This window comes from Ferrovibrio terrae, assembly GCF_007197755.1.
In the GTDB taxonomy this organism is placed as follows: Bacteria; Pseudomonadota; Alphaproteobacteria; order Ferrovibrionales; family Ferrovibrionaceae; genus Ferrovibrio; species Ferrovibrio terrae.
This window is the reverse complement of record NZ_CP041636.1, coordinates 872,866-894,207: the sequence shown is the minus strand read 5'-3', so window position 1 is coordinate 894,207 and position 21,342 is coordinate 872,866. Positions and strand designations below refer to the sequence as shown.

General features: G+C 64.0%; 24 protein-coding genes. 9 read left to right on the top strand and 15 right to left on the bottom strand.

Going from position 1 to position 21,342, the window contains the following annotated elements; genetic code table 11:
• Positions 1-53: 53 nt before the first annotated feature.
• Together FNB15_RS04245 and FNB15_RS04240 are read right to left on the bottom strand one after the other, a co-directional pair.
• Complete coding sequence (locus tag FNB15_RS04245) at positions 54-824, bottom strand: glycosyltransferase family 2 protein (protein ID WP_144067513.1); 771 nt, start codon at positions 822-824, stop codon at positions 54-56.
• A gap of 6 nt (positions 825-830) precedes the next feature.
• On the bottom strand, positions 831-1,787 hold the full coding sequence (locus tag FNB15_RS04240) for a glycosyltransferase family 9 protein (protein ID WP_144067512.1): 957 nt from the start codon (positions 1,785-1,787) through the stop codon (positions 831-833).
• A gap of 100 nt (positions 1,788-1,887) precedes the next feature.
• Here FNB15_RS04240 and ygfZ point away from each other — a divergent pair, with 100 nt between their 5' ends.
• Both ygfZ and FNB15_RS04230 read left to right on the top strand, forming a co-directional pair.
• Positions 1,888-2,748, top strand: coding sequence for a CAF17-like 4Fe-4S cluster assembly/insertion protein YgfZ (gene ygfZ, locus FNB15_RS04235; protein ID WP_144067511.1), 861 nt, complete (start codon positions 1,888-1,890; stop codon positions 2,746-2,748).
• Between the two features lie 8 nt (positions 2,749-2,756).
• Complete coding sequence (locus tag FNB15_RS04230) at positions 2,757-3,383, top strand: DNA-3-methyladenine glycosylase I (RefSeq protein ID WP_144067510.1); 627 nt, start codon at positions 2,757-2,759, stop codon at positions 3,381-3,383.
• Positions 3,384-3,419: 36 nt separating this feature from the next.
• Here FNB15_RS04230 and FNB15_RS04225 read toward each other — a convergent pair whose 3' ends face one another.
• Positions 3,420-4,571: an acyl-CoA dehydrogenase family protein gene (locus tag FNB15_RS04225; protein WP_144067509.1), complete on the bottom strand. Its 1,152-nt coding sequence runs from the start codon at positions 4,569-4,571 to the stop codon at positions 3,420-3,422.
• Between the two features lie 120 nt (positions 4,572-4,691).
• Here FNB15_RS04225 and FNB15_RS04220 point away from each other — a divergent pair, with 120 nt between their 5' ends.
• Positions 4,692-5,471, top strand: coding sequence for a winged helix-turn-helix transcriptional regulator (locus FNB15_RS04220; protein WP_185973705.1), 780 nt, complete (start codon positions 4,692-4,694; stop codon positions 5,469-5,471).
• Here the strand turns inward: FNB15_RS04220 and FNB15_RS04215 are convergent.
• Positions 5,446-6,042 carry a DUF924 family protein gene (locus FNB15_RS04215; RefSeq protein WP_144067507.1) on the bottom strand — a complete coding sequence of 199 codons (597 nt, stop codon included), beginning with the start codon at positions 6,040-6,042 and terminating at the stop codon, positions 5,446-5,448. The genes FNB15_RS04220 and FNB15_RS04215 overlap by 26 nt on opposite strands.
• Positions 6,042-6,548 (bottom strand): PAS domain-containing protein, encoded by a 507-nt coding sequence (locus tag FNB15_RS04210; protein WP_144067506.1) that lies wholly within the window; start codon positions 6,546-6,548, stop codon positions 6,042-6,044. The genes FNB15_RS04215 and FNB15_RS04210 overlap by 1 nt, the downstream gene beginning before the upstream one ends.
• Before the next feature lie 103 nt (positions 6,549-6,651).
• Between FNB15_RS04210 and FNB15_RS04205 the strand changes: the two genes are divergently transcribed.
• Both FNB15_RS04205 and hspQ read left to right on the top strand, forming a co-directional pair.
• The gene (locus FNB15_RS04205) at positions 6,652-7,404 is read left to right on the top strand and encodes an SDR family NAD(P)-dependent oxidoreductase (RefSeq protein ID WP_144067505.1); all 753 of its coding nucleotides are present in this window, start codon (positions 6,652-6,654) and stop codon (positions 7,402-7,404) included.
• 6 nt (positions 7,405-7,410) lie between these two features.
• Positions 7,411-7,773 (top strand): heat shock protein HspQ, encoded by a 363-nt coding sequence (gene hspQ / locus FNB15_RS04200; protein WP_144067504.1) that lies wholly within the window; start codon positions 7,411-7,413, stop codon positions 7,771-7,773.
• Between the two features lie 39 nt (positions 7,774-7,812).
• On the opposite strand, the gene cysC is transcribed toward hspQ, so the two are convergent.
• Genes cysC through cysG form a run of 7 tightly spaced genes read right to left on the bottom strand, consistent with a single transcriptional unit; the run spans position 7,813 to position 15,231 of the window.
• Complete coding sequence (gene cysC / locus FNB15_RS04195) at positions 7,813-9,726, bottom strand: adenylyl-sulfate kinase (protein ID WP_144067503.1); 1,914 nt, start codon at positions 9,724-9,726, stop codon at positions 7,813-7,815.
• A gap of 8 nt (positions 9,727-9,734) precedes the next feature.
• The gene (cysD, locus tag FNB15_RS04190) at positions 9,735-10,535 is read right to left on the bottom strand and encodes a sulfate adenylyltransferase subunit CysD (RefSeq protein ID WP_144067502.1); all 801 of its coding nucleotides are present in this window, start codon (positions 10,533-10,535) and stop codon (positions 9,735-9,737) included.
• Between the two features lie 51 nt (positions 10,536-10,586).
• Positions 10,587-11,315: a phosphoadenylyl-sulfate reductase gene (locus FNB15_RS04185; RefSeq protein WP_144067501.1), complete on the bottom strand. Its 729-nt coding sequence runs from the start codon at positions 11,313-11,315 to the stop codon at positions 10,587-10,589.
• Positions 11,312-11,860 (bottom strand): DUF934 domain-containing protein, encoded by a 549-nt coding sequence (locus FNB15_RS04180; RefSeq protein WP_144067500.1) that lies wholly within the window; start codon positions 11,858-11,860, stop codon positions 11,312-11,314. Before FNB15_RS04180 ends, FNB15_RS04185 begins: the two co-directional genes overlap by 4 nt.
• On the bottom strand, positions 11,847-13,505 hold the full coding sequence (locus FNB15_RS04175; protein WP_144067499.1) for a nitrite/sulfite reductase: 1,659 nt from the start codon (positions 13,503-13,505) through the stop codon (positions 11,847-11,849). The genes FNB15_RS04180 and FNB15_RS04175 overlap by 14 nt, the downstream gene beginning before the upstream one ends.
• Positions 13,506-13,518: 13 nt before the next feature.
• Entirely contained in the window at positions 13,519-13,827 is a 309-nt protein-coding gene (locus FNB15_RS04170; protein ID WP_144067498.1) for a DUF2849 domain-containing protein, read from the bottom strand.
• Positions 13,828-13,839: 12 nt separating this feature from the next.
• Entirely contained in the window at positions 13,840-15,231 is a 1,392-nt protein-coding gene (gene cysG, locus FNB15_RS04165; protein ID WP_144067497.1) for a siroheme synthase CysG, read from the bottom strand.
• A gap of 241 nt (positions 15,232-15,472) precedes the next feature.
• Between cysG and FNB15_RS04160 the strand changes: the two genes are divergently transcribed.
• From FNB15_RS04160 to kdsA, 3 genes are all read left to right on the top strand, one after another.
• Positions 15,473-15,898 carry a hypothetical protein gene (locus FNB15_RS04160; protein WP_144067496.1) on the top strand — a complete coding sequence of 142 codons (426 nt, stop codon included), beginning with the start codon at positions 15,473-15,475 and terminating at the stop codon, positions 15,896-15,898.
• Positions 15,899-15,967: 69 nt separating this feature from the next.
• The gene (locus FNB15_RS04155; RefSeq protein ID WP_144067495.1) at positions 15,968-16,798 is read left to right on the top strand and encodes a helix-turn-helix domain-containing protein; all 831 of its coding nucleotides are present in this window, start codon (positions 15,968-15,970) and stop codon (positions 16,796-16,798) included.
• 69 nt (positions 16,799-16,867) lie between these two features.
• Positions 16,868-17,725 carry a 3-deoxy-8-phosphooctulonate synthase gene (gene kdsA, locus FNB15_RS04150; protein WP_221932741.1) on the top strand — a complete coding sequence of 286 codons (858 nt, stop codon included), beginning with the start codon at positions 16,868-16,870 and terminating at the stop codon, positions 17,723-17,725.
• A gap of 67 nt (positions 17,726-17,792) precedes the next feature.
• Here the strand turns inward: kdsA and FNB15_RS04145 are convergent, their stop codons facing one another.
• The 3 genes from FNB15_RS04145 to FNB15_RS04135 all read right to left on the bottom strand — a co-directional run bounded on the left by FNB15_RS04145 (position 17,793) and on the right by FNB15_RS04135 (position 19,646).
• Positions 17,793-18,389: a DUF4142 domain-containing protein gene (locus FNB15_RS04145; RefSeq protein WP_144067493.1), complete on the bottom strand. Its 597-nt coding sequence runs from the start codon at positions 18,387-18,389 to the stop codon at positions 17,793-17,795.
• Positions 18,390-18,471: 82 nt separating this feature from the next.
• Positions 18,472-18,990: a DUF4442 domain-containing protein gene (locus tag FNB15_RS04140; protein ID WP_144067492.1), complete on the bottom strand. Its 519-nt coding sequence runs from the start codon at positions 18,988-18,990 to the stop codon at positions 18,472-18,474.
• Positions 18,987-19,646 (bottom strand): TetR/AcrR family transcriptional regulator, encoded by a 660-nt coding sequence (locus tag FNB15_RS04135; protein ID WP_144067491.1) that lies wholly within the window; start codon positions 19,644-19,646, stop codon positions 18,987-18,989. The genes FNB15_RS04140 and FNB15_RS04135 overlap by 4 nt, the downstream gene beginning before the upstream one ends.
• A 147-nt stretch (positions 19,647-19,793) precedes the next feature.
• On the opposite strand from FNB15_RS04135, the gene FNB15_RS04130 reads away from it, so the two are divergent.
• A complete protein-coding gene (locus FNB15_RS04130; protein ID WP_144067490.1) occupies positions 19,794-21,293 on the top strand; it encodes a CoA-acylating methylmalonate-semialdehyde dehydrogenase in 1,500 nt (499 codons plus the stop codon).
• The last annotated feature ends 49 nt before the right edge of the window (positions 21,294-21,342 follow it).

Here is a 21,342-nt window from a genome sequence, read left to right as displayed (position 1 = left end):
GATCCCCGGGACAAGCCCGGGGATGACGGTAGTGGGGTTGATTGACCCCTCGGCTACCCGTCGCGTTCGAGGTCGGCCTTGAGATAGCTCAGGATCGGATAGAGCCCGGCCATCAGCGCGATCAGGAAGCCGTAGCGGCCCTCGCGATAGCCCTTGCGGCCGACATAGCATTTGTAGAAGCGGCTGAAGATTCGGCGGATATTATGGCCGTAGCTGCCGATATCCTTGCCCTCTTTGCGTAACGCACGAAGATCGGCGGCATTCGATGTGGTGTAGCGGTCGAGGCGGTGGATCATGTCGGAAATGTTCTTGTCGACATAATGGATCATGCGGCTCTTGAGGAAGCGCTGCTCGCCCTTCAGCTCCAGTGCCGGATGCACGCGCTGCGCGCCCCAGCGCTTGGCGCCTTTGGCGCACAGCCGCGGCGCCATCATCACGCCGAAATATCCGCCCCAGCCATAGCGCACCAGGCGCGTGCCGACATAATTGTCGAACGGCACCAGGATATGGCCAAACTTCGCCGTGCTGATGACGTCGCGGATTTCGCGAACCATCTCGGACGGCACGCGCTCGTCGGCATCCACTTCCAGGATCCAGTCACCGCTGCAGGCATCCAGTCCGGTGTTGCGCCGCTCGCCTTCCAGCGGCCAGGCGCCTTCGATCAGCTTGGTCGTAAAGCGGGCCGCGATCTCGCGCGTGGTGTCGGTGCAGCGGTCGAGCACCACCACGATCTCGTCGGCGAAGCGCAGGCGCTCCAGGCAGTCGGCGATCTGGGCGGATTCGTTATGCGCGACGACAAGTGCTGAGAGTTTCGGCGCGGTCATGGTCGGTCAGTCCTGCGCGTTCTTCCACAATTCCTCGGCAGCACGTTGCGCCTTGTCGACGCTCAGGTCCAGCATGCGGCTTTCCTGGCTGCGGTGATCATAGCCCGGCGCATCGACGATTTCATGGAATCTGCGATCGGTGCGTACCGCGGCGGTCTTTTCGCCCCAGGGGCCGTAGACTTCATCGCGGCTCGGGCCGAACAGGCCCAGCGTGGGCGTGCCCACGGCCGCCGAAAGATGCATCAGGCCGCTGTCGTTGCCGACATACATGCTGCAGCGCTTCAGCGCCGCGCCGATGGTCTGCAGGTCGAGCTTGCCGACGAAATCCAGCGTGCGGTCGGCCGGCAGGCCGGCCAGCGCGGGCGCCGCCAGCGCTTCCTCATTCGGCCCGCCGAACACCACGATACGGGCGTCGGGCAGGACGCCATCTTTCGCCGTCAGCCGCTGCGCCAGTTCGGCAAAGCGTTCGCCGGGCCAGATCTTGCCGCCCCAGTTGGCAGTGGGGCCGAGCGCCAGCACCGGGCGGCCGTCCTCGGGCCACAGCTTCGCGGCGGCCTTCTCAGCCTCACTCTTCAGCCACAGACGCGGCGCGGCGATATGCTTGAGCTTGAGGAAGTTCGACAGCACGATCACCTTGTGCATGCGAGACCCCGAGCCGCTGAAGCTGCGGCGGCGGCGCGCCAGCAGGAACTGGCCGATGCCGGAACCGCGCAGGTCGACGATCAGCCAGAAGCGGGTCAGCGCCAGCTTCTTCCACAATTCCCACCAATGCCCGGCCCAGGGCTTCTTTTCCATCACGATCAGGCGGTCGAGATTGGGCATCGCCTCGAATACGCCGACGGCGGAGGGGCCGCAGGCCACGGTGAAGCGGGCCTTGGGGAACTGCTCGTACAGGGCATTGAGCAGGCCGGTGGACAGGACCGCGTCGCCGACCCGGTTGGCGGAGATAAAAAGAATGCGCATGGGCCCAATCTTAAAAATGGTTGGCTGGTTATAGGGGGGGGATTCTGGCTTGCCAAGCTCTGCTCTTGCCAAGACTGGCCGGCTCCCATAGGTGAAAGGTATGTCAGACCTGACCTGTTCGCCGCCGATCTGCGCCGCCCTGCCCGATCGCGCCCTGTTGCGGATTTCCGGGCCAGATGCCAGCGGATTCCTCAATCCGCTGGTTTCCAGCGACGTGGCAGCCGTCGGCGGGGCCGCCTATGCCGCCCTGCTGACCCCGCAGGGCAAGTTCCTGCACGACTTCCTGATTTACACCGAGACCGCCGACAGCCTGCTGGTCGATGTGGCGACCGACCGCCGCGCCGATCTCAAGCGCCGGCTGACGCTCTATCGCCTGCGCGCCAAGGTCGAGTTGGCCGAGCTCGACGGCTGGCAGGGCTTTGCGCTGTTCGGCAGTGGCCAGGCGCCCGAGGTCGACAGGGACGCCGTGCTGTTCGTCGATCCGCGCCTGCCGGCTCTGGGCTGGCGGCTCTGGCTGCCCGCAGGTGTGGTGCCACCACTGACCATCACCAGTTCCGCGGTCTATGAGGCGCATCGCATCGGGCTAGGCGTGCCCGATGGCGTGCGCGATATCGAGATCGACAAGGGGCTGCTGCTCGAAAATCATTTCGAGGCACTCCACGGCGTCGACTTCAGGAAGGGCTGCTATATCGGCCAGGAGCTGACGGCGCGCACCAAGTATCGCGGCCTGCTGAAAAAGCAGCTCTACAAGGTGACCGGCGCAGCCGATCTGCCGGCCCCCGGCACGCCAATCACCGCCAACGGCCAGGAAGTCGGGCAGCTACGGTCAGTTTCCGGCAGCAGTGGCCTCGCCCTGCTGCGGCTGGACGCAGTGTCATCGCAAGAACTGGATACGGCGGGTGTTGCGCTGACTGCGATCCGCCCCGACTATGCGGGTCCGGTTCCGGAAGCAAAAAGCTAGAAACACCCATGGCCAAAAAAACCATCGCCGCCGTCGCCATCGATGACGGCCGCTGCCGCTGCACCTGGTGTGGCACCGATCCGCTCTATGTGAACTATCACGACACCGAATGGGGCGTGCCCGAATGGGACAGCCGCGCCCTGTTCGAGAAGCTGATCCTCGACGGCTTCCAGGCCGGCCTGAGCTGGATCACCATCCTGCGCAAGCGCGACAACTTCCGCAAAGCCTTCGACGGTTTCGCGCCGGAGAAGATCGTGCGCTATACGCCGAAAAAGCTGGATGCACTGATGCTGGATGAGGGCATCATCCGCAACAAGGCCAAGATTCACGGCACGGTTGCCAATGCGCGCGGCTGGCTCGAGATCATGGAGACGGAGAAGGGCGGTTTCTCCGGCTATCTGTGGAAATATCTCGACGGCAAGCCGCTGCAGAACAACTGGGTGCAGAAGAAGCATGTGCCGGCGGAAACACCGCTCAGCCAGACGATCTCGAAGGATCTGCGCAAGCGCGGCTTCACCTTCGTCGGTCCCACCATCGTCTATGCCTTCATGCAGGCAGTCGGCATGATCAACGATCACACCACCGACTGCTTCCGCCATCGCGACGTGCAGAAACTGAAAAAGCCGCGCGGCTGAAGCTCGCGCGGCTTTTCCGTAATCGAAGGCGCTGGCTTAGGCGGCCTTGCCGTCGGCGTTCAGGCCCATGGCGATGCGGCCGGCCAGCTTCTGCTGCGGCAGCATGGTGAGCGGGTGATAGCGCGCGGCCTGCAGGTCGCGGAACAGCCGTTCGATGCCGTTGTCGCGATAGAAGGCGCTGCCGCCCGCCGCATCCATCGCCAGCGAACCCATCTGCAGCAGGCTCTCGGTCATGGCTCGCTTCAGCGTCATCATCGTCGCCGTGGTCTGCTCGCCCGGCGCACCGACATCGCCGATCTGCAGCATGCGTTCATGCGCGGCCACGGCCGAGGCCAGCGCGGTGTCCATGGCGCCGATCAGGATCTGCGTATCGGCGTCTTCGCGGCGCTTCGACGCCAGGCGCACCGTCTCGTCGCGCAGCTTCTCGGCCACGCCGCGATACACGCTGTAGATCAACGGCCATGCGACCAGGCTGACCAGATGGAAGAAGGGGTGCCACACGCCGGCCGGGCGGCGCGCGCTGATCGCGGCATCGGCCACGAACACATCCTTCAGCACCACGTCATGCGAACCGCTGGCGCGCATGCCCAGCGTGCGCCAGGTCTGTTCGATGCTGACGCCCTCGGCCTTCATCGGCACGGCGGCATGCAGCACTTCGCCGTCGCACACGGCCATGGTCATCAGCAGGTTGCCGGCTTCGCAGCCGCTGACGAAACGCTTGCGGCCCGAGAAGCGATAGCCGCCCTCCACCTTCACGGCGGTGCCAGACCCGGCGAGCCAGTCATTGCCGCCGGTGGAGAGCAGCATCAGGTTTTCGGTGGCGATGCGCTTCAGCACGGCCTCGACAGCGGCGGGATCGCCGCGCCAGCGCCGCACCAGCAGCGCGACCGGATGCATGTGCATGGAGAGCGCCAGCGTTGTGCCGCTGCAGCAGCCAGCGAGGCTGCGCAGCATGTCGGCCACGTCGTGATAGCCGGCGCCGAGGCCGCCCAGTTCGGTGGGGATCAGAGCGGGCAGGATGCCGGCCTGTTTCACCAGGGCGAAGTTGTCGGCCGCGAAACGGTCGGACGCATCATGCAGCACGGCACTGGCGGCAAAGGCATCGCCCAGAGGTGCTATGCGGGCGGCAAGGGCGGTATCGGCGTTGGTACTGGGGGCGGGTTTGTTGATCTGCGGCTGAATGGTCATTGCGGTCTCCGGGCCAAAGTGGGGGTGTCAAAGGCGGCGGATACTGCTCGCGGGACGATTCACAGGATAGTGCAAAATTTGCACTTGGCACCTGCGGCCTTCTCGCATATCCATGCGTGCATGGATATGCGCTATGGGATCTTCTGCCCCGTTGCAAAGGCCGCCGAAGTTGTCGCGAGCCGTTGGACGCCGCTGATTCTGAGCGAATTGATGAAGGGCCGCGAGCGTTTCATCGATATCCAGCAGGGCGTGCCGCTGATGTCGCGCAGCCTGCTGTCTCGCCGCCTCAAGGAAATGGAAATCAGCAATCTGATCGAGCGTGTGCCGCAGGGCCGCAGCCATGTCTACCGGCTGACTGAAGCCGGCAACGCGCTCCGGGCACTGATCAACCAGCTGGCCGAATGGGGCAGCACGTATCGCCTGCCCTATCTCGATGAGCAGGATCGCAACGTCAGCTACCTGATGTATTCGATGCGCGACTTCCTGCTGCATGGACGGCTGTCCGAACTGCCGGCCAAATGCGTGGTGCATTTCGAATTCACCAACGTGCCGCGCCGCGACCACAAGCTGCGCAACTGGTGGCTCATCAAGCGCGATGGCGATATCGATCTCTGCTACACCGATATGGGTTTCGAGGTCGACCTGCAGATCACCGCCGATCTGGATGTGCTGACCCGCGTCGTCATTGGCACCGCCAGCCTGCAGAAGGCGCGCATCGCCGGTGATGTCGTCTTCTCGGAGAATCCGCGCCTGGTCAACAAGCTGATCAATGCGCTTGACCTGGTCGAGCCGCCGCAGATGCGTCTGCTGCGTGTGCCGGAGCAGCCGCCACCGCCCACCATCCTGCCGATGCCGCTGAACCTGCGGAAGTCGGTCAAAACGACGAGCCGGGCTGCTTAAGGAACTCCACTTCTTCCGGTGAGCTGTCGCGGCCGAGTGCTGCGTTGCGATGCGGGAAACGGCCGAAGCGCGCGATGATCACGCGATGCTTGTCGGCCCAGCCGGCCAGGTCGTGACCCGGCAGATCCTTGTCCAAAGCCGAGAACAGCAGATGCGCCAGCTCCTGGTCGGGCAGGTGCTCGCTATGCTCGAACGGCAGGTAGAAGAACATCCGCATCACCGGCTGCAAGGCGATGTCGAAGCCGCGGTCAACCGCCTGCCGCGCCACGATGCGCGCGCGCGCGTCGCCGGCAAAGGCCTTGGCCTGGCCGCGGAACAGGTTGCGCGAAAACTGGTCGAGCAGGATCAGCAACGCCAGCGCGCCCTCGGCGGTTTCCGCCCAGTCGGCATAGCCTCCGGCCAGTGCGGTTTCGACCGCGGCAGAGAAGCGGCTGCGGATTTGCGCGTCGAAGGCATCGTTCTTCTCGAACCAGGCCTTGCGATGTTTCAGCGGCGCATCGACCGCAGCGTCGGAGGTCACATCGGGCTGGCGGTCGAACCAGAAATCGAGGATGTCATCAGGCGTCGTCATCAGTCGGCTATCTCCCAGTACCAGTAACCGATCAGATGGCGCGGGGTTCCGCGATCATCAAGCAGGGGCGCGAGGATACGCTGGAACATGATGAATTCGCGGCCATGCTTCAGCGAGCCGCGCCGGGCGTAATGCGGCTGGCCGCTGCGCAGGATGCCGAGGTATTCGGCCTTCAGCCGGGTGACCTGTTCTGGCGTGTAGAGGTCGTCGAAAAAGCGGCCTGTATAATCGTGGTCGGTGGCGCGCCGGTGCGCGGTGCCCAGCAGGCGGTAATACAGCCGGCCGTCATCGGGCTCGGCCTGCCCGTCGCGCGGCAGCCAGTCGATCAGGCCGATGCCGGGCAGCAGATGGGGTGGAATCTGCAGTGCGTCGATGGCGCGCTTCGGCGGCACGTCACCGACGGATGCGTGCAGCCTGTTCCAGTAGCGCAGGAACTCCGCCAGCGGTGGCGGCAGGGTCACCGGCCAGTCGGACTCGGCAATGATCGGATCGCCGGCGCGGTCCATGGCGTTTTCTCCCACGGCCAGAATAGGCGCGAGAGAAATTTCTGTCCCTGTTAAAATACCCGCCGCTTCTGCTAGCCTGTCAAAAAACAGGAGCGGAAACGTCATGAACCAGATCGACCTCAAGGGCAGGAACGCAGTCGTAACCGGCGGTGCGCAGGGCATCGGCCGTGCCGTCACCGAACGTTTTCTGCGCTCGGGTGCAGCCGTGGCGATCTGGGATCGCGATACCGCGCTGGCCGGCAAGGTGGCGGGCGAACTTGGCTCACTCGGCAAGGTGATCGCGGTGAATGCCGATGTCACTTCCTGGACGAGCATCGAGGCCGCCGCCAAGGAAACCGCTGCAAAACTCGGCGGAATTGACATCCTGGTCAACAATGCCGGCATCGCCGGCCCGAATGCACCGCTCGATGCCTATCCGCTGGAAGACTGGCGGCAGGTGATCGATATCGATCTGACCGGCGTTTTCCACTGCTGCCGCGCCGTGGTGCCGCTGATGAAGGCGAAGAGTTTCGGTCGTATCGTTAACGTGGCTTCCATCGCCGGCAAGGAAGGCAACCCGAATGCCAGCGCCTACAGCGCCGCCAAGGCCGGCGTGATCGCGCTGACCAAGTCGCTGGGCAAGGAACTGGCCGGAATGGACATCGCGGTCAACTGCATCACCCCGGCGGCGGCGAAAACCGCCATCTTCGACCAGATGACGCAGACCCATATCGACTATATGCTGTCCAAAATCCCCCGCGCGCGCTTCGTGGCGGTGGACGAGATCGCGGCGATGGTGGCCTGGCTGGTCAGCCCGGAGAATTCCTTCACCACCGGCGCGGTGTTTGATCTGAGCGGCGGGCGCGCCACGTATTGAGGCAGGATGGCTGAGAGTCAGAAGTCCGGGAGTAAAAAACCAGAAAGCCGGGACGCCAAATTCGGCATCGGCGATGTGGTCAAGCACCGCCTGTTTCCGTTCCGCGGCGTGATCTTCGACGTCGATCCGGTATTCAACAATACCGAGGAATGGTGGGAGTCGATCCCGGCCGATTTGCGCCCGCGCAAGGACCAGCCGTTCTATCACCTGCTGGCCGAGAATGCGCAGAGTTCGTATGTGGCCTATGTGTCGGAGCAGAACCTGCTGGCCGATGCAGAAGCCGGCCCGGTGAATCATCCCGATATCAAAAAATATTTCGGCGGCTTCCGCAGCGGCCGCTACGAGTGGCGCGCCACGTCTCGTATGTAAAGACGGGCCCGGATGTGAGTGACGCCGTTGTGGCGGCGCTCAGATATCCGGGTGCCAGGGCAGTTCGCCGAAGATGCTCTCGATATATTCCGTCAGCGTGGTGACGGCGAACTCCAGCGGTTTGGCGGTATCCAGCACCAGATCGGCATTCTGCGGCGCTTCATAGGGCGCCGAGATGCCGGTGAAATTCTTGATCTCGCCGGTGCGTGCCTTGCGGTACAGTCCCTTCGGGTCGCGCGCTTCGCACAGGGCAATATCGGCGCTGACATAGATTTCGCGGAAATCCTCGCCGACAATCTCGCGCGCCATGTCGCGATACTTCTGCAGCGGCGAAATCGCCGACACCAGCACCAGCGAGCCGTTCACCGCCATCAGTTTGGCCACTTCGGCCAGCCGGCGCAGGTTTTCCAGCCGGTCGGTATCGGTGAACCCCAGGTCGCGGTTCAGGCCATGGCGCAGGTTGTCGCCGTCCAGCACGGCGACATGGCGGCCACGCGAGAACAGCAGGCGCTGCGTCGCCATCGCAATCGTCGACTTGCCGGCGCCGGACAGGCCGGTCATCCAGATCACGCCGCCACGATGGCCGTTCATCTCGATGCGTTCCTGCACCGTCACAGATGAGTCGACTGCGGTGATATCGGTGCTGACGCGGGTGGCGGCGGATTCGATCACCAGGCCAGCCACAATCTGCGGGCCGCGGATCAGCACGCCACGGCCGGTGCGCGGCAGGGTCTCGTACAGGTCAATCGCCATCGGCGGGCGCACGCGCAGCACCACGCGGGCCACGCCGTTGCGTTCGATCTGCTGCGCGGTGGCTGCATCCAGCGTCTCGACATCGAGTGATTCGACGATCGATTCCACCTGCGCCTCGCGTTCGGCGGTGCCGACCTTCATGGTCAGGCGGTCGCCCTTGCGCAATGGCTGCTTGTCGAGCCAGAACAACCGCACGGTGAAGCGGTTGGCATCGATCGGACGGTGCTCGGGCGAGGAGCCCAGCGCGCCGCGTTCGACGAAGACATCCTCATCCAGGGTAAAGGCCACACTGTCGCCGGCCCTGGCTTCGGTCAGTGCCGGCAGCGGACGATCCGGACCGCTCCAGTTTTCCAGCGTCGCCACCGTCGCCTCGCGGCCCAGCGGCGCGAAGCGGATACGGTCGCCGGCTTTCAGCCGGCCGCTTTCGATGCGGCCCACGACAATGCGCTTGTCGCCATAGCGATACAGGTCCTGCACCGGCAGGCGCAGCGGCTGTTCGACCGGCAGCGCGCGCGGGGTGAAGGCATCCAGCGCGCCAATCAGCGTCGGACCCTGGTACCATGACGTATTCACGCTGCGGCTGGCGATATTGTCGCCCTCGCGCGCCGACAGCGGCACGATGGCCTGGGGTTCGATGCCGATGCCGACCAGATAGTTGCGCACGGACTCGGCCACGGCCCTGAACCTGGCGGCATCGTTGCCGATCAGGTCGATCTTATTTACGGCGACAGCGACCTGGCGGATGCCGAGCAGATGCAGCAGATAGGCATGGCGGCGGGTCTGTTCGGCCAGGCCCTGCGCCGCATCCACCACGAGGATCGCGGCATCGGCCTGTGCCGCACCGGTCACCATGTTTTTCAGAAATTCCTTATGCCCCGGCGCGTCGATGATCACATAGCGGCGCTGCTGCGTGGTGAACCAGATCTGCGTGGTGTCGACCGTGATGCCTTGGTCGCGTTCGACCTGCAGCGCATCGAGCAGGAATGACCACTCGAATTCCAGGCCGCGCTTCTCGGAGACAGCTTTCAGCTGCTCCAGCTTTCCGGTTGGCAGGCTGTCGGTGTCATGCAGCAGGCGGCCGACCAGAGTGGATTTGCCGTGATCGACATGGCCGACAATGACGATGGGAAAGGCACGACCCTGCTGCAGGCTGGCGCGTTGCTGGTCGGCGGACTGGATGGGAAGCGGAACAGCGGACATCTGCGAACTCACATATAGCCGGCGACGCGCAGGCGCTCGAAAGCATCCTCGCTGTCATGGTCCATGGCGCGGCCGGCGCGTTCGGGTTCGCGCGTCACGGCCAGTTCGGCGATGATCTCGTCGATGTTGCGCGCCGGGCTGCTGATCGGAAAGGTAATGCCGATCTCGCCCAGCGAGCGAAAGCGCTTGTTCTCTGCATTGGCGAAATACAGCGGCACCACCGGGATGGCTTCGCGCTTGATGTAGCGCCAGATATCCAGTTCGGTCCAGTGCAGCAGCGGATGGACACGCATATGCACGCCATCGGGCAGGTCGGCGGCGAAATGATCCCAGAGTTCAGGCGGCTGGTCGCGGAAGTCCCAGGCGCCGGCGTCGTCGCGCGGGCTGAACACGCGTTCCTTGGCCCGCGTCGCCTGTTCGTCGCGGCGGATGCCGGCGATCACGCCTTTCCACTGGTATTTGGCGATGGCTGCTTTCAGGCCGAGCGTCTTGCGCGCCGCGACGCGGGAATTGTGCGGCAGCGTCGGATCGGTCGCCTCCAGCGGCGGGCAGGCATCCTTGATCAGCTCGAGTGCCCACTCGGTCGCATAGCGGTCGCGGAAGGCATAGGTTTCCGGGAATTCCAGCCCGGTATCCAGATGCGCCACCGGGAACGGCACCTTGCCGAGGAAGGCCTTCTTGGCCAGCCAGATCATCACATTCGAATCCTTGCCGAGCGACCACAGCATCGCCATCGGCTTGATGCGGCTGTAGGCCTCGCGAAGGATGTAAATGCTCTGGGCTTCCAGGGAATCGAGATCGTCATGCATGGCTAAATACACTCTACGCCGGTACTTTTAGATTGAAAGTATTAATAAAGTTCAGGGATTCCCCACCGGAATTGGCAGATGGATGCCGCATTCGGTCTTTTCGCGGCCCTGCCAGCGGCCCGAACGGGCATCCTGGCCGGCGGCCACCGGATGCGTGCAGGTGGCGCAACCGATCGAGAGATAGCCTTCCGCCACCAGTGGATGGCGGGGCAGGTCGTGGCGCGCGAAATAGGCTTCGATCTCGGCGGCCGACCAGCCGGCCAGCGGATTGAATTTCAGCCTTGCGCCCTCGGCTTCCACCAGCGCGATGTCGCGGCGGGTACCGGCCTGGTAGCGCTTGCGGCCATTGATCCAGGCGGCAAACGGCTTGAGCGCGCGCTGCAGCGGCTGAACCTTGCGGATGTTGCAGCAGGCCTCGGCATCCCTGAACCACAGCGTGCCGGCCTCATCCTGCTGGGCCGTCTGCGTCTGGTCGGGCGTCAGCACGCGCACATCGCTCAGGCCCAGCCGCTCGATCAGTGCGTCGCGGTATGTCAGCGTCTGCTCGAACAGCTTGCCGGTATCGAGGAACAGCACCGGCGTCGCCTTGTCGGTCTGCGCCGCCAGATGCAGCAGCACAGCGGATTCGGCACCAAAGGAAGACACCAGTGCGATCTGGCCGGGGAAGAGGTCACGAATCGCGATGTTCAGCACGTCTTCGGCCGAGCGGCCCTGCATCTGCGCATTCAGCGAGGCGGCATAGTCGTCGAGGTCGACGCCGGCAAAAGCGAGTGCGCTCATTCGGCGGCCTCCTTGCGGCCATTCTTAGTATTATAGGCTGCCAGGCGCTGCTTCAGCGCGCTGACGCGGCCATCGCCGGTCGGCTGATACACATTGCTGAAGCTTTTGACCGCCTTGGCGAAAGCCTCGGCGGCATCTTCACGCGGGATCTCGAAGGCATCGAAACCGCTGCGCTGCATATGCCACAGCTGGTCCTGCAGCACATGGCCGGTGGCGCGCAGTTCGCCCCGATAGCCGAAACGTTCACGCAGCAGGCGGGCCTGGCTGTAGGCGCGGCCGTCGCTGAATTTCGGGAAGTTCAATACGATCAGGTCGAAACGCTCGGCCTCGGCACCGAAGTCCAGCACATCGAGAGTGTTCGGCAGCACGATGCCGAGCGGCGCATTGCGGCCCGACAGCTGATCCTTCTCGGCCTGCCAGCGCGCATAGGTCACCAGCACCGCGCCGCTGGCGGGCAGGGCGGCGTCATCCGCCACTGGCTGGAAGGCGTCTTCGCCGACAAGGCGGCCATCTTTAAGCAACGGCCCAATCTTAAGCAGAGACATAGACGGCCTCCTTGAACGGGGCGAGGCCCACGCGACGATAGGTATCTAGGAAACGCTCGTCACTGGATTTACGCAGGCGCAGATAGGTTTCAACCAGCGTGTCGATGGCGTCCACCGCATCCTGGGTGTTCAGCGACGGGCCAATCAGGTCGCCGATGGCGGCCTGCTCGTCGGCCGCGCCGCCCAGCGTGATCTGATAGAATTCCTCGCCGGCCTTGTCGACGCCGAGAATGCCGATATGGCCGACATGGTGATGCCCGCAGGCATTGATGCAGCCGGAAATCTTGATCTTCAGTTCGCCGATATCGTGCGCGCGCTCCCAGTTCCTGAAGCGCAGTGCGATCTGCTGCGCGATCGGGATCGAGCGGGCATTGGCCAGCGCGCAGTAATCCAGGCCCGGGCAGGCGATGATGTCGGAGGCCAGGCCGATATTCGGCGTGGCAAGGTCATAGGCCTTCAGCGCCTTGAACACCGCCGGCAGGTCAGCCTGCTTCACATGCGCCAGAACCAGGTTCTGCTCATGCGTCACGCGGATTTCGCCAAAGGAATAGCGGTCGGCGATATCGGCCACGGCATTCATCTGCTCGGCCGAGGCGTCGCCCGGAGGCGCGCCTTCCTTCTTCAGCGAAATGGTGACGATGCTGTAGCCAGGTTGCTTGTGCTTGAAGGTGTTGCGGCGTGCCCACAGGCCGAACTCGAAGTCGGTGCGGAAGGCATTGGCATAGTCGGCCGAAATGCCTGACAGATTTTCGAAGGCCGGCGGGGCGAACTGCGCCGCGATCTGTGCGATGGCTTCCTGCGGCAGCTTCAGGGCGCCGTCCTTGCTGGCGGCGAATTCGGCTTCAACCTTCTCGCGCATCGTTTCGATGCCGATCTCATGCACCAGAATCTTGATGCGCGCCTTGTAGAGGTTGTCGCGCCGGCCGAACTGGTTGTAGACGCGCAGGATGGCTTCTAGATAGCTCAGCAGGTCCTGCTTGGGCAGGAAGTCGCGGATGGTCTTGCCGATGAAGGGCGTACGGCCCAGTCCACCGCCCACGATCACCTCGAAGCCGATCTCGCCGGCGTCGTTTTTGTGCATGCGCAGGCCGATATCGTGCACGCGCACGGCGGCGCGGTCATTCGGCGAGCCGGTGACGGCGATCTTGAACTTGCGCGGCAGGAAGCTGAATTCCGGATGGAAGGTCGACCATTGGCGGATGATCTCGCACCAGACGCGCGGATCCTCGATCTCGTCATGGGCGGCGCCGGCGAACTGGTCGGTGGTGGTATTGCGGATGCAGTTGCCGCTGGTCTGGATCGCATGCATCTGGATTTTAGCCAGGTCAGCCAAGGCATCAGCCGTGTCTTCCAGCTTGATCCAGTTGTATTGCAGGTTCTGCCGCGTGGTGAAATGGCCCCAGGCGCGGTCGTATGTGCAGCCGATCTGCGCCAGGCCGCGCAACTGGCGCGACGACAGCGTGCCATAGGGGATGGCGATGCGCAGCATGTAGGCATGCAGCTGCAGATACAGGCCGTTCTGCAGGCGCAGCGGCTTGAATTCGTCTTCGCTGATCTCGCCGGTCAGGCGGCGGGCGACCTGGTCGCGGAACTGCGCGACGCGCTCGTCCACCATGGTCTGGTCAATTTCGTCATACTGGTACATGGGGCATTCCTGCTCAGGCTGCTGGCCTGGTTTCTGTGCTGGGTCCTTCGGCGCGAAGAATCTCGCGATACTGGATTGGCTTGGGCGGCGTCACGCTGGCATCCACCGGAATCAGATACGGCGCGACGACGATATTCTGCTTCGCCTGCGCCTCGGCTTCGGCCAGCAGGGCGGCACCGGCGTCGACATTGGCAACCACGGCGGCGTCATGAATGCGGCGCGACCAGGTGGCTGCCTTTGTCAGGTAGACCACATCGCCGCTCAGCAGGTGATTTGCGGTCACCACCTGCGGCTGGCTGTTGAGTTTGGGGGCTTTGGCCATTCTGAAGAATCCTCAGGCAATACGTCGCTGCTGGGCGACGGCAACGGACGGCCGGGCATAGGCGGCGACCTTGCCGATGATGAGCAAGACTGGCCCGCCACCGTGCTGTGTTGCGAGCGCGGGCAGGGTGCTGAGTGCACCGGCGCTGACCTGCTGATCGGGCCGTGTGCCCTTCTCGATCAGTGCGACCGGCAGCGCGGCAGACGCGCCGGCGGCGATCAGGCGGTCGCGGATATGAGCGGCTTGGGAGAGCCCCATATAGACGACGACGGTTTCTTCGGCTTTCGCCGCACGCTCGATCCAGTCGAATGAGTCTTCGCTGCCGTCTTTCAACTGGCCGCTGACCAGGCTGATGCCATGGCTCAGCTCGCGATGGGTCAGCGGAATACCGGCGCTGGCCGCGCAGCCCAGCGCCGCCGTGATACCGGGGATGACAGAAACGGCGATACCGCGCGCGTTGAGATAATCCATCTCCTCACCGCCGCGACCGAAGATGAAGGGATCGCCGGCCTTGAGCCGCACGACGCGTTTTCCTGCTGTCGCGTGCTCTGCAAGGAGAATGTTGATTTCATCCTGGCCGATGCTGTGCCGGCCCTTGCGCTTGCCGACCGACACCCGCTCGGCATCGCGGCGCACGCGGTCCAGGATCTCGGGTGACACCAGTGCATCGTAGAGCACGATATCGGCATCCATCAGCGCGCGCTGTGCGGCAATGGTCAGCAGGTCGGGATCGCCTGGACCGGCGCCGACCAGCGCGACATGGCCCGGTACCTCGTCCTGCTGGCTGTTGAGTTCGCTCATCAGGGTTGCGCGTGCGCCGGCGCGATCGCCGGCCAGCGCCTTGGCCGCCACCGGGCCATCAAAGACGCGCTGCCAGAAGCGTTTGCGGTTTGCTGCATCGCCAATCACGCGCGCGACCGTGCCACGGAATTCACCGGCCAGCGCCGCCACATCGCCCAGACGCGCCGGCAGCAGCGCTTCGATCTGCGCCCGGATGCGGCCGAGCAGCAGCGGCGCGGTGCCGTTGGAAGAAATGCCGATGGTGATGTCGCCGCGTTCCACGATAGCCGGCACGGTGAAGTCAGAGAGATCGGCGCGATCCACCACATTCACCAGCAGGCCGCGCTGCTGCGCAGCTTCGGCCACGGCTTCATCACGCGCATCGCCATAGGCGGAAATAACGAGGCGCGCACCATCCAGTACGTCGGCGGAAAATTCGGCGCGATGTTCGGCGACGCCTTCCGCGACAAGTGAAAAGATTTCAGCGTTCAGCTCGTTTGCCACCACGCGGATGCGGGCACCGGCCTTAGCTAACAGTCGAATCTTGCGGGCGGCGTTTTCGCCACCGCCGGCAACCAGGACCAGACGGTCCTGCAGGTTCAAAAATCCCGGAAAGCTGTGCATGGCGGGGCCGCCTCTCTCTTTGCCAGCAGCTTGTGTAGATGAAGTTATTTAACGCATCAGATTGAGAGTCAATAAATTAACACTGAAATAAATGATAAAATATTATTATTAGCATTTTTATAATGTAAAATAAAATTCATCCCAGTAGCTTCGGCGCGGCTTTATTACCTGCTTGGTAATTGTTAACCCACTGATCTGGCTGAATATTCGCTCCAGTTACACCCTGAACAGGAGCCTGATCATGATCTCCAACGCCCGTTCCGCCACCATCCTGCGTATTGATGCTGCGCTCTGTGCTGCTTGCGGCCTACCCGGCCTGATCGCCCCGACCTGGCTGGCCGGCTTCCTGCTGCCCGGCCAGGAGACCGTGCTGGGCTTTGCCACGCCCACGCTGCTGTGGGAACTCGGCATTCTGCTCGTTGCCTATGCCGGCCTGCTGCTGCTGGCGTCTGTCAGGCCGGCACTCGACCGCCCGGTGCTGGCGATCACGGCGATCGCCGATGCCGGCTGGGTGATCGGGACTTTCGTCCTGGTCGCGGCCTTCCCCGCCAGCTTCAGCGCCTGGGGCATGGTGGCGCTCGCTGTCGTCGCGCTCGACACCGCGCTGATCGGGTTGTGGAAGCTGCGGCTGCTGCGCAGCGGCCCCGGCACAGCTCTCGCGGTCTGATCTGATGGGGGCGGCTGGACAGGCCGCCCCGCCTCTCTCCAAAGTGACACCAGAGAAACGGAGACGCAGATGAGCGAAGCGGTCCTCTCCCCGAAAGGATTTCCGGCTACAGCGGCCGCCGGTTTCGGCACGCTGATGCGGCAATGGCGCCGCCGCCGGGGCCTGAGCCAGCTCGATCTCGCCGAAAACGGTGGCGTGTCACAACGCCATGTCAGCTTCCTGGAATCCGGCCGTGCGCGGCCAAGCCGCCAGATGGTGCTGCATCTGGCGGAACTGCTGGATATGCCACTGCGCGAACGCAACCGCCTGCTGCATGCCGCGGGCTTCGCGGCGGCCTATCGCGAAAGCAAGCTGGATGCGCCGCAACTGGCCGAGGCGCGCCATGCGCTCGACCTGCTGCTGAAACAGCATGAACCATTTCCCTCTGTCGTGGTCGACGCCGGCTGGACCGTGCAGTTGGCCAACCAGGCGGCGCAGCGCATGATCGCTTTCCTTCTTGGCCCCAGCCACGACGCATCGAAACCGGTCAACTTCATGAAGCTGCCGCTGCATCCGCAAGGCGCGCGGCCCTATATCCGCAACTGGCGCGAGGTGGCCGGCAACCTGCTGCACCGGCTGCAGCGCGAGGCGATGGACAGTTCGGCGGCGGCGGCCGTGCTCGGCGAAGTGCGCCGCTACCCCGATGTCGATGCGCTGTGGCGCTCTGTCGACTGGGAGGCCGAGCCAAAGCCTTTGCTGTCTTTCTCGGTGGAGAAGGATGGCCTGGTGCTCGATCTTGTCACCATGATCGCCACCTTCGGCACGCCACAGGATGTCACCCTGCAGGATTTGCGGATCGAAAGCTTCCTGCCGGCAAACGAGGCCAGTGAGGCGCTCCTGCGCGGTTTGGCGACGCATTAAAAGGTCCGCCGACTCTCGTCAAATCCGCCATTTTGCGACACAATTGCGGGCAACGGATGTGATGAGGCAATGATGGCTGCGCTGACCCTGCAAAACTGGAATCTGACGATTGGCGATGGCAAGGCGCTGTTCTGCATCCTGGGCCTGAACGTGATCGAGGATCTCGATCTCGCGCTGCAGACCGCCACCGAACTGAAACAGATCGCCGACGACCTGAAACTGCCCTTCGTGTTCAAGGCCAGCTTCGACAAGGCCAACCGGTCCTCGATCAACAGCTTCCGTGGCCCCGGCATGGCGGAGGGCCTGAAGATCCTCGCCACGGTGAAAGACAAGCTGAAGGTGCCGATCGCCACCGACCTGCATGAGCCCTTCCAGGCCGAGCCAGTGGCTGAAGTCGCTGATCTGGTGCAGATTCCGGCCTTCCTGGTGCGCCAGACCGACCTGATCGTGGCCACCGCGCGGGCCACGCAGAAGAACAAGGGTCTGCTGCATGTGAAGAAGGCACAGTTCCTCGCCCCCAGCGACTGCAAAAGTATCCTGCACAAGATCGAGCAGGCGGCCGCGCCCAACATGACCATCCTGTGCGAACGCGGCTCGGCCTTTGGCTACAACAACCTGATCGTGGACATGCTGGCGATCCAGGAGATGCAGAAATTCGGCGTGCCGGTGACGATCGACGCCACCCATGCCGTGCAGTTGCCCGGTGCCAAAGCCGTAGAGGGCGGTGGCGTTGCCGCCGGCGGTCGTCGTGAAGGCGTGTCGGTGATCGCGGCTGCCGCCATTGCAGCCGGTGCCGATGGCGTGTTTCTCGAATTCCATCCCGAGCCCGACAAGGCGAAATGCGACGGGCCGAGTTGCCTGCCGCTCTCGGGCGCGCGTGCGCTGCTCACAAGGCTCAAGGCGATCCACGCCGCTGCCCGCGCCTGAAAATCGCGGCATGAAAAAAGCCGCCTGCGCAGGACGCAGGCGGCTTCTTCGTCAGGCCGGTCTAAATTTACGAGCCAGCCGGGCGGTCGGCAAGAATCGACGTCGAGATGCGTCGTGCCTCGGCCAGATGCTGCGACACCAACTGGGCGGTGTCGGTCGAGGCCGCACGCAGCGTGGCATTGTCGCCACCGCGGGCATAGGCGTTGTGCAGGCGCAGCTCGCGCTCCTGCGCTTCCTGCAGCAGCGTGATGTAGCGTTCGTCGAACGCCGTGGTTGACGTGTGCTGCAGTTCCGCCAGCTTCTGCTGCATATGCACCGTCAGCACCGGCGTCACCGGTGTCACGCCAGCCTGGCGCGCCACCATATTCAGCTTGCTGGTCGCATTGGCGTGCTGCGACGCCATCTGCTGCGCATAGGCCTTCACTTCGCTGCTCTGCGCGCGCTGTACGGCGATCTTGCTGGCCTCGGCCTGGAACAGATCGGCATTGGTGGCGTAGAGCACGAAATTCTGCGCTGTCAGCGCCTGCTGCTGCACGGCGGCTTGCTGTTGCGTGCCGGCGCGGTTTTCAGCCTTCATGCCGCCGGCCAGGGCGGCCGGTACGGCCACGCTTGCGGAGAACAGGGCTGTGGCACCAAGCAGGGCGTATGAACGAATGCGTGTCATCGTGTTTCCTCCAGATTTGCTGCGGGGAGAGCAGAAAAAACCCGAAGGCGGGACGGATGTTCCGTCTAAAGACAGCGCAAGGCTAAGCTTGTTTCTGCTGATCGGGGCCGATGCGCCAGTGCGGACGCGCGATCATCACCAGATCGCCGCCGGCATCACGCAGTTCCACGCGGCCATCCAGAGTCTGCGCTGATGACCAGTCGAGCTCGGGCAGGCTGCACTCCGCGTTGATGGTGCCGCGCGCCTTCTTGATGAATTCGCTGTCGAAGCCGGTGATGATCCAGCGCGCGCCCTGCGGCGGCTGGCGGCTCATCAGCGCGAGATTGCCGGTCAGTTCGGCGAGATTGGTCAGCGCCACGGCATGCAGCGAGCGCAGGTGATTGCGCACGCGACGCCGATCGGCCATGCGCGCGCGGGCCCGACCGGGTGCCAGTTCCACCACCTGGGGCGCGATGCTGCCGGCATAGGGCACGGTCACGCCGATCAGCAGGTTGAACAGCCGGCGGCCGAACGGCAGGCGGCAGAAGCCGTCCCATTGTTTCAGCACCGTGGCTTTCGCGGCGGCAGGTGCTGCGGGAACGGCGAGGGCGGCGATGGTCATTTCAGTTTCCTTTTTACCGGCGGGACGGCCACGGCATCCCAGATCAGGTCCGACAGCTTGCGCGCGGCCTGCGCGGCATCGAGTTTGCTGCTGCCCGCGCGATGCATGCGCAGCCAGGTCTGCACCGGCCCGAGCACCAGGCTCAGAAGCAGCTCGGGCGGCAGCGGTTTCAGCACGCCGGCCTCGATGGCCGGCTTGATCCGCCGCAGCAGCGGTCGGATGAAATCCGCCGTGTCGCCCTGCAGCTGCCTTGTCACGCCGGTCAGCGTGCGGTGATGGCGGTGCTCCGAGAGAAAGCGCTCGGCGGTCGGATTCTGCATGGCCCAGCCGATATGCGTCGTCACGAAGGCATCCAGCAGGGTGCGGATGGCGCTGTGGCGCACCAGTTCGGCGGTGATCGCCGTGCGGTATTGCTCCAGCAGGTCTTCATACAGCGCGATCACCAGCCCCTCGCGGCTGCGGAAGTGGTGATACAGGCTGCCGACCGAGATGCCGGCGGCGTCGCGCACCTGGTCGATGGTGGTGGCTTCCACGCCCTGCGCGTCGAACAGCGCCAGCGCCGCCACCAGCGCACGCTGGCGCGTGCTGCGTTCGGTGGCGGCCGAGGCGATTCTCGGCGCGATCTGGCTGGCAGTGACGCGGGCAGGTTTGCTCATATCCCGCTTATATCGGGCTTTAGAATAAAATTCTAGAATAAAATTCTAAATCGTGGCCGGAGAGCAGAGCCAGGCTGGCCCTTGCCAGCGGCGGGCGGGGCTTTAGAGTCCCCAGGCTGCGGTTTCCGCTCTAGGGAGTTCAAGAAAATGGCGAAAGAGTTGCATCATTTCATCGGCGGCAAAAAGGTCGCCGGCAAGTCGGGTCGTTTCCTCGACGTCTACAATCCGACGACTGGCGAAGTCGCAAGTAAGGCGCCGCTGGCCACCAAGGCCGAGGTCGAGGCCGCCATCGCCGACAGCCAGAAAGCCTTCCTGGAATGGGGCGCCACCTCGCCGCTGGTGCGCGCCCGCGTGATGTTCAAGTTCAAGGAGCTGTGCGAACGCCACGCCGACGAGATCGCGCTGCTGATCTCCAACGAGCATGGCAAGGTGGTTTCGGATGCCAAGGGTTCGCTGCAGCGCGGCCTGGAAGTGGTGGAATTCGCCTGCGGTATTCCGCACCTTCTGAAGGGCGAATATTCCGACAGCGTGTCGAAAGGCATCGACGTCTATTCGATGCGCCAGCCGCTCGGTGTGGTCGCCGGCATCACCCCGTTCAATTTTCCGGCCATGGTACCGATGTGGATGTTCGCCGTCGCGATTGCCTCGGGCAACACCTTCATCCTCAAGCCGAGCGAGAAGGACCCGTCCTGCCCGCTGCGCCTGGCCGAACTGATGCTGGAAGCCGGCGCGCCTCCGGGCGTGCTGAACTGCGTAATCGGCGACAAGGAGGCGGTCGATACCGTCCTGACCGATCCGCGTATCCAGGCCGTCAGCTTCGTCGGCTCGACGCCGATCGCCCAGTATGTCTATGCCACGGCCGCGGCGCATGGAAAGCGCGTGCAGGCCATGGGCGGCGCCAAGAACCACATGATCATCATGCCCGATGCCGATATGGACCAGGCGGTCGATGCGCTGATCGGCGCCGGCTACGGCTCGGCCGGCGAACGCTGCATGGCGGTCTCGGTCGCCGTGCCGGTGGGCAAGGGCACCGCCGACAAGCTGGTCGAAGCGCTGGCGCCGCGCGTCCGCGCCCTGAAGGTCGGCCCCAGCACTGATAAGGATTCCGAAATGGGTCCGCTGGTCACCAAGGAGCATCTCGCCAAGGTGAAAGGCTATGTCGATACCGGCGTGTCGGAAGGCGCCAAGCTGGTGGTCGATGGTCGTGGCCTGAACCTGCAGGGCTACGAGGGCGGCTATTTCATGGGCGGCTGCCTGTTCGACAACGTGACGCCGGACATGCGCATCTACAAGGAAGAGATCTTCGGCCCGGTGCTCAGCGTGGTGCGCACCGAAAGCTTCGAGGAAGCCGCCAGGCTGCCGACCGAACATGAATTCGGCAATGGCGTGGCGATCTTCACCCGCGACGGCGATGCCGCCCGCGACTTCGCAGCGAGGGTCCAGGTCGGCATGGTCGGCATCAATGTGCCGATCCCGGTGCCGCTCGCCTTCCACACCTTCGGCGGCTGGAAGAAGTCGGCCTTTGGCGACACCAACCAGCATGGTCCGGAAGGCGTGAAGTTCTACACCAAGATCAAGACGGTGACCGCGCGCTGGCCGACCGGCATCCGTTCGGGCGCCGAGTTCAACATCCCGACCATGAAGTAAGCCTGATAATTCCGGTTCCTCAGGCGGGCGGCAGATGACTCTGCCGCCC

Coding starts and splice junctions, on each gene's coding strand:
- FNB15_RS04245 (WP_144067513.1), bottom strand. CDS start 824: ATGACCGCGCCGAAACTCTCAGCACTTGTCGTCGCGCATAACGAATCC.
- FNB15_RS04240 (WP_144067512.1), bottom strand. CDS start 1,787: ATGCGCATTCTTTTTATCTCCGCCAACCGGGTCGGCGACGCGGTCCTG.
- ygfZ (WP_144067511.1), top strand. CDS start 1,888: ATGTCAGACCTGACCTGTTCGCCGCCGATCTGCGCCGCCCTGCCCGAT.
- FNB15_RS04230 (WP_144067510.1), top strand. CDS start 2,757: ATGGCCAAAAAAACCATCGCCGCCGTCGCCATCGATGACGGCCGCTGC.
- FNB15_RS04225 (WP_144067509.1), bottom strand. CDS start 4,571: ATGACCATTCAGCCGCAGATCAACAAACCCGCCCCCAGTACCAACGCC.
- FNB15_RS04220 (WP_185973705.1), top strand. CDS start 4,692: ATGGATATGCGCTATGGGATCTTCTGCCCCGTTGCAAAGGCCGCCGAA.
- FNB15_RS04215 (WP_144067507.1), bottom strand. CDS start 6,042: ATGACGACGCCTGATGACATCCTCGATTTCTGGTTCGACCGCCAGCCC.
- FNB15_RS04210 (WP_144067506.1), bottom strand. CDS start 6,548: ATGGACCGCGCCGGCGATCCGATCATTGCCGAGTCCGACTGGCCGGTG.
- FNB15_RS04205 (WP_144067505.1), top strand. CDS start 6,652: ATGAACCAGATCGACCTCAAGGGCAGGAACGCAGTCGTAACCGGCGGT.
- hspQ (WP_144067504.1), top strand. CDS start 7,411: ATGGCTGAGAGTCAGAAGTCCGGGAGTAAAAAACCAGAAAGCCGGGAC.
- cysC (WP_144067503.1), bottom strand. CDS start 9,726: ATGTCCGCTGTTCCGCTTCCCATCCAGTCCGCCGACCAGCAACGCGCC.
- cysD (WP_144067502.1), bottom strand. CDS start 10,535: ATGCATGACGATCTCGATTCCCTGGAAGCCCAGAGCATTTACATCCTT.
- FNB15_RS04185 (WP_144067501.1), bottom strand. CDS start 11,315: ATGAGCGCACTCGCTTTTGCCGGCGTCGACCTCGACGACTATGCCGCC.
- FNB15_RS04180 (WP_144067500.1), bottom strand. CDS start 11,860: ATGTCTCTGCTTAAGATTGGGCCGTTGCTTAAAGATGGCCGCCTTGTC.
- FNB15_RS04175 (WP_144067499.1), bottom strand. CDS start 13,505: ATGTACCAGTATGACGAAATTGACCAGACCATGGTGGACGAGCGCGTC.
- FNB15_RS04170 (WP_144067498.1), bottom strand. CDS start 13,827: ATGGCCAAAGCCCCCAAACTCAACAGCCAGCCGCAGGTGGTGACCGCA.
- cysG (WP_144067497.1), bottom strand. CDS start 15,231: ATGCACAGCTTTCCGGGATTTTTGAACCTGCAGGACCGTCTGGTCCTG.
- FNB15_RS04160 (WP_144067496.1), top strand. CDS start 15,473: ATGATCTCCAACGCCCGTTCCGCCACCATCCTGCGTATTGATGCTGCG.
- FNB15_RS04155 (WP_144067495.1), top strand. CDS start 15,968: ATGAGCGAAGCGGTCCTCTCCCCGAAAGGATTTCCGGCTACAGCGGCC.
- kdsA (WP_221932741.1), top strand. CDS start 16,868: ATGATGGCTGCGCTGACCCTGCAAAACTGGAATCTGACGATTGGCGAT.
- FNB15_RS04145 (WP_144067493.1), bottom strand. CDS start 18,389: ATGACACGCATTCGTTCATACGCCCTGCTTGGTGCCACAGCCCTGTTC.
- FNB15_RS04140 (WP_144067492.1), bottom strand. CDS start 18,990: ATGACCATCGCCGCCCTCGCCGTTCCCGCAGCACCTGCCGCCGCGAAA.
- FNB15_RS04135 (WP_144067491.1), bottom strand. CDS start 19,646: ATGAGCAAACCTGCCCGCGTCACTGCCAGCCAGATCGCGCCGAGAATC.
- FNB15_RS04130 (WP_144067490.1), top strand. CDS start 19,794: ATGGCGAAAGAGTTGCATCATTTCATCGGCGGCAAAAAGGTCGCCGGC.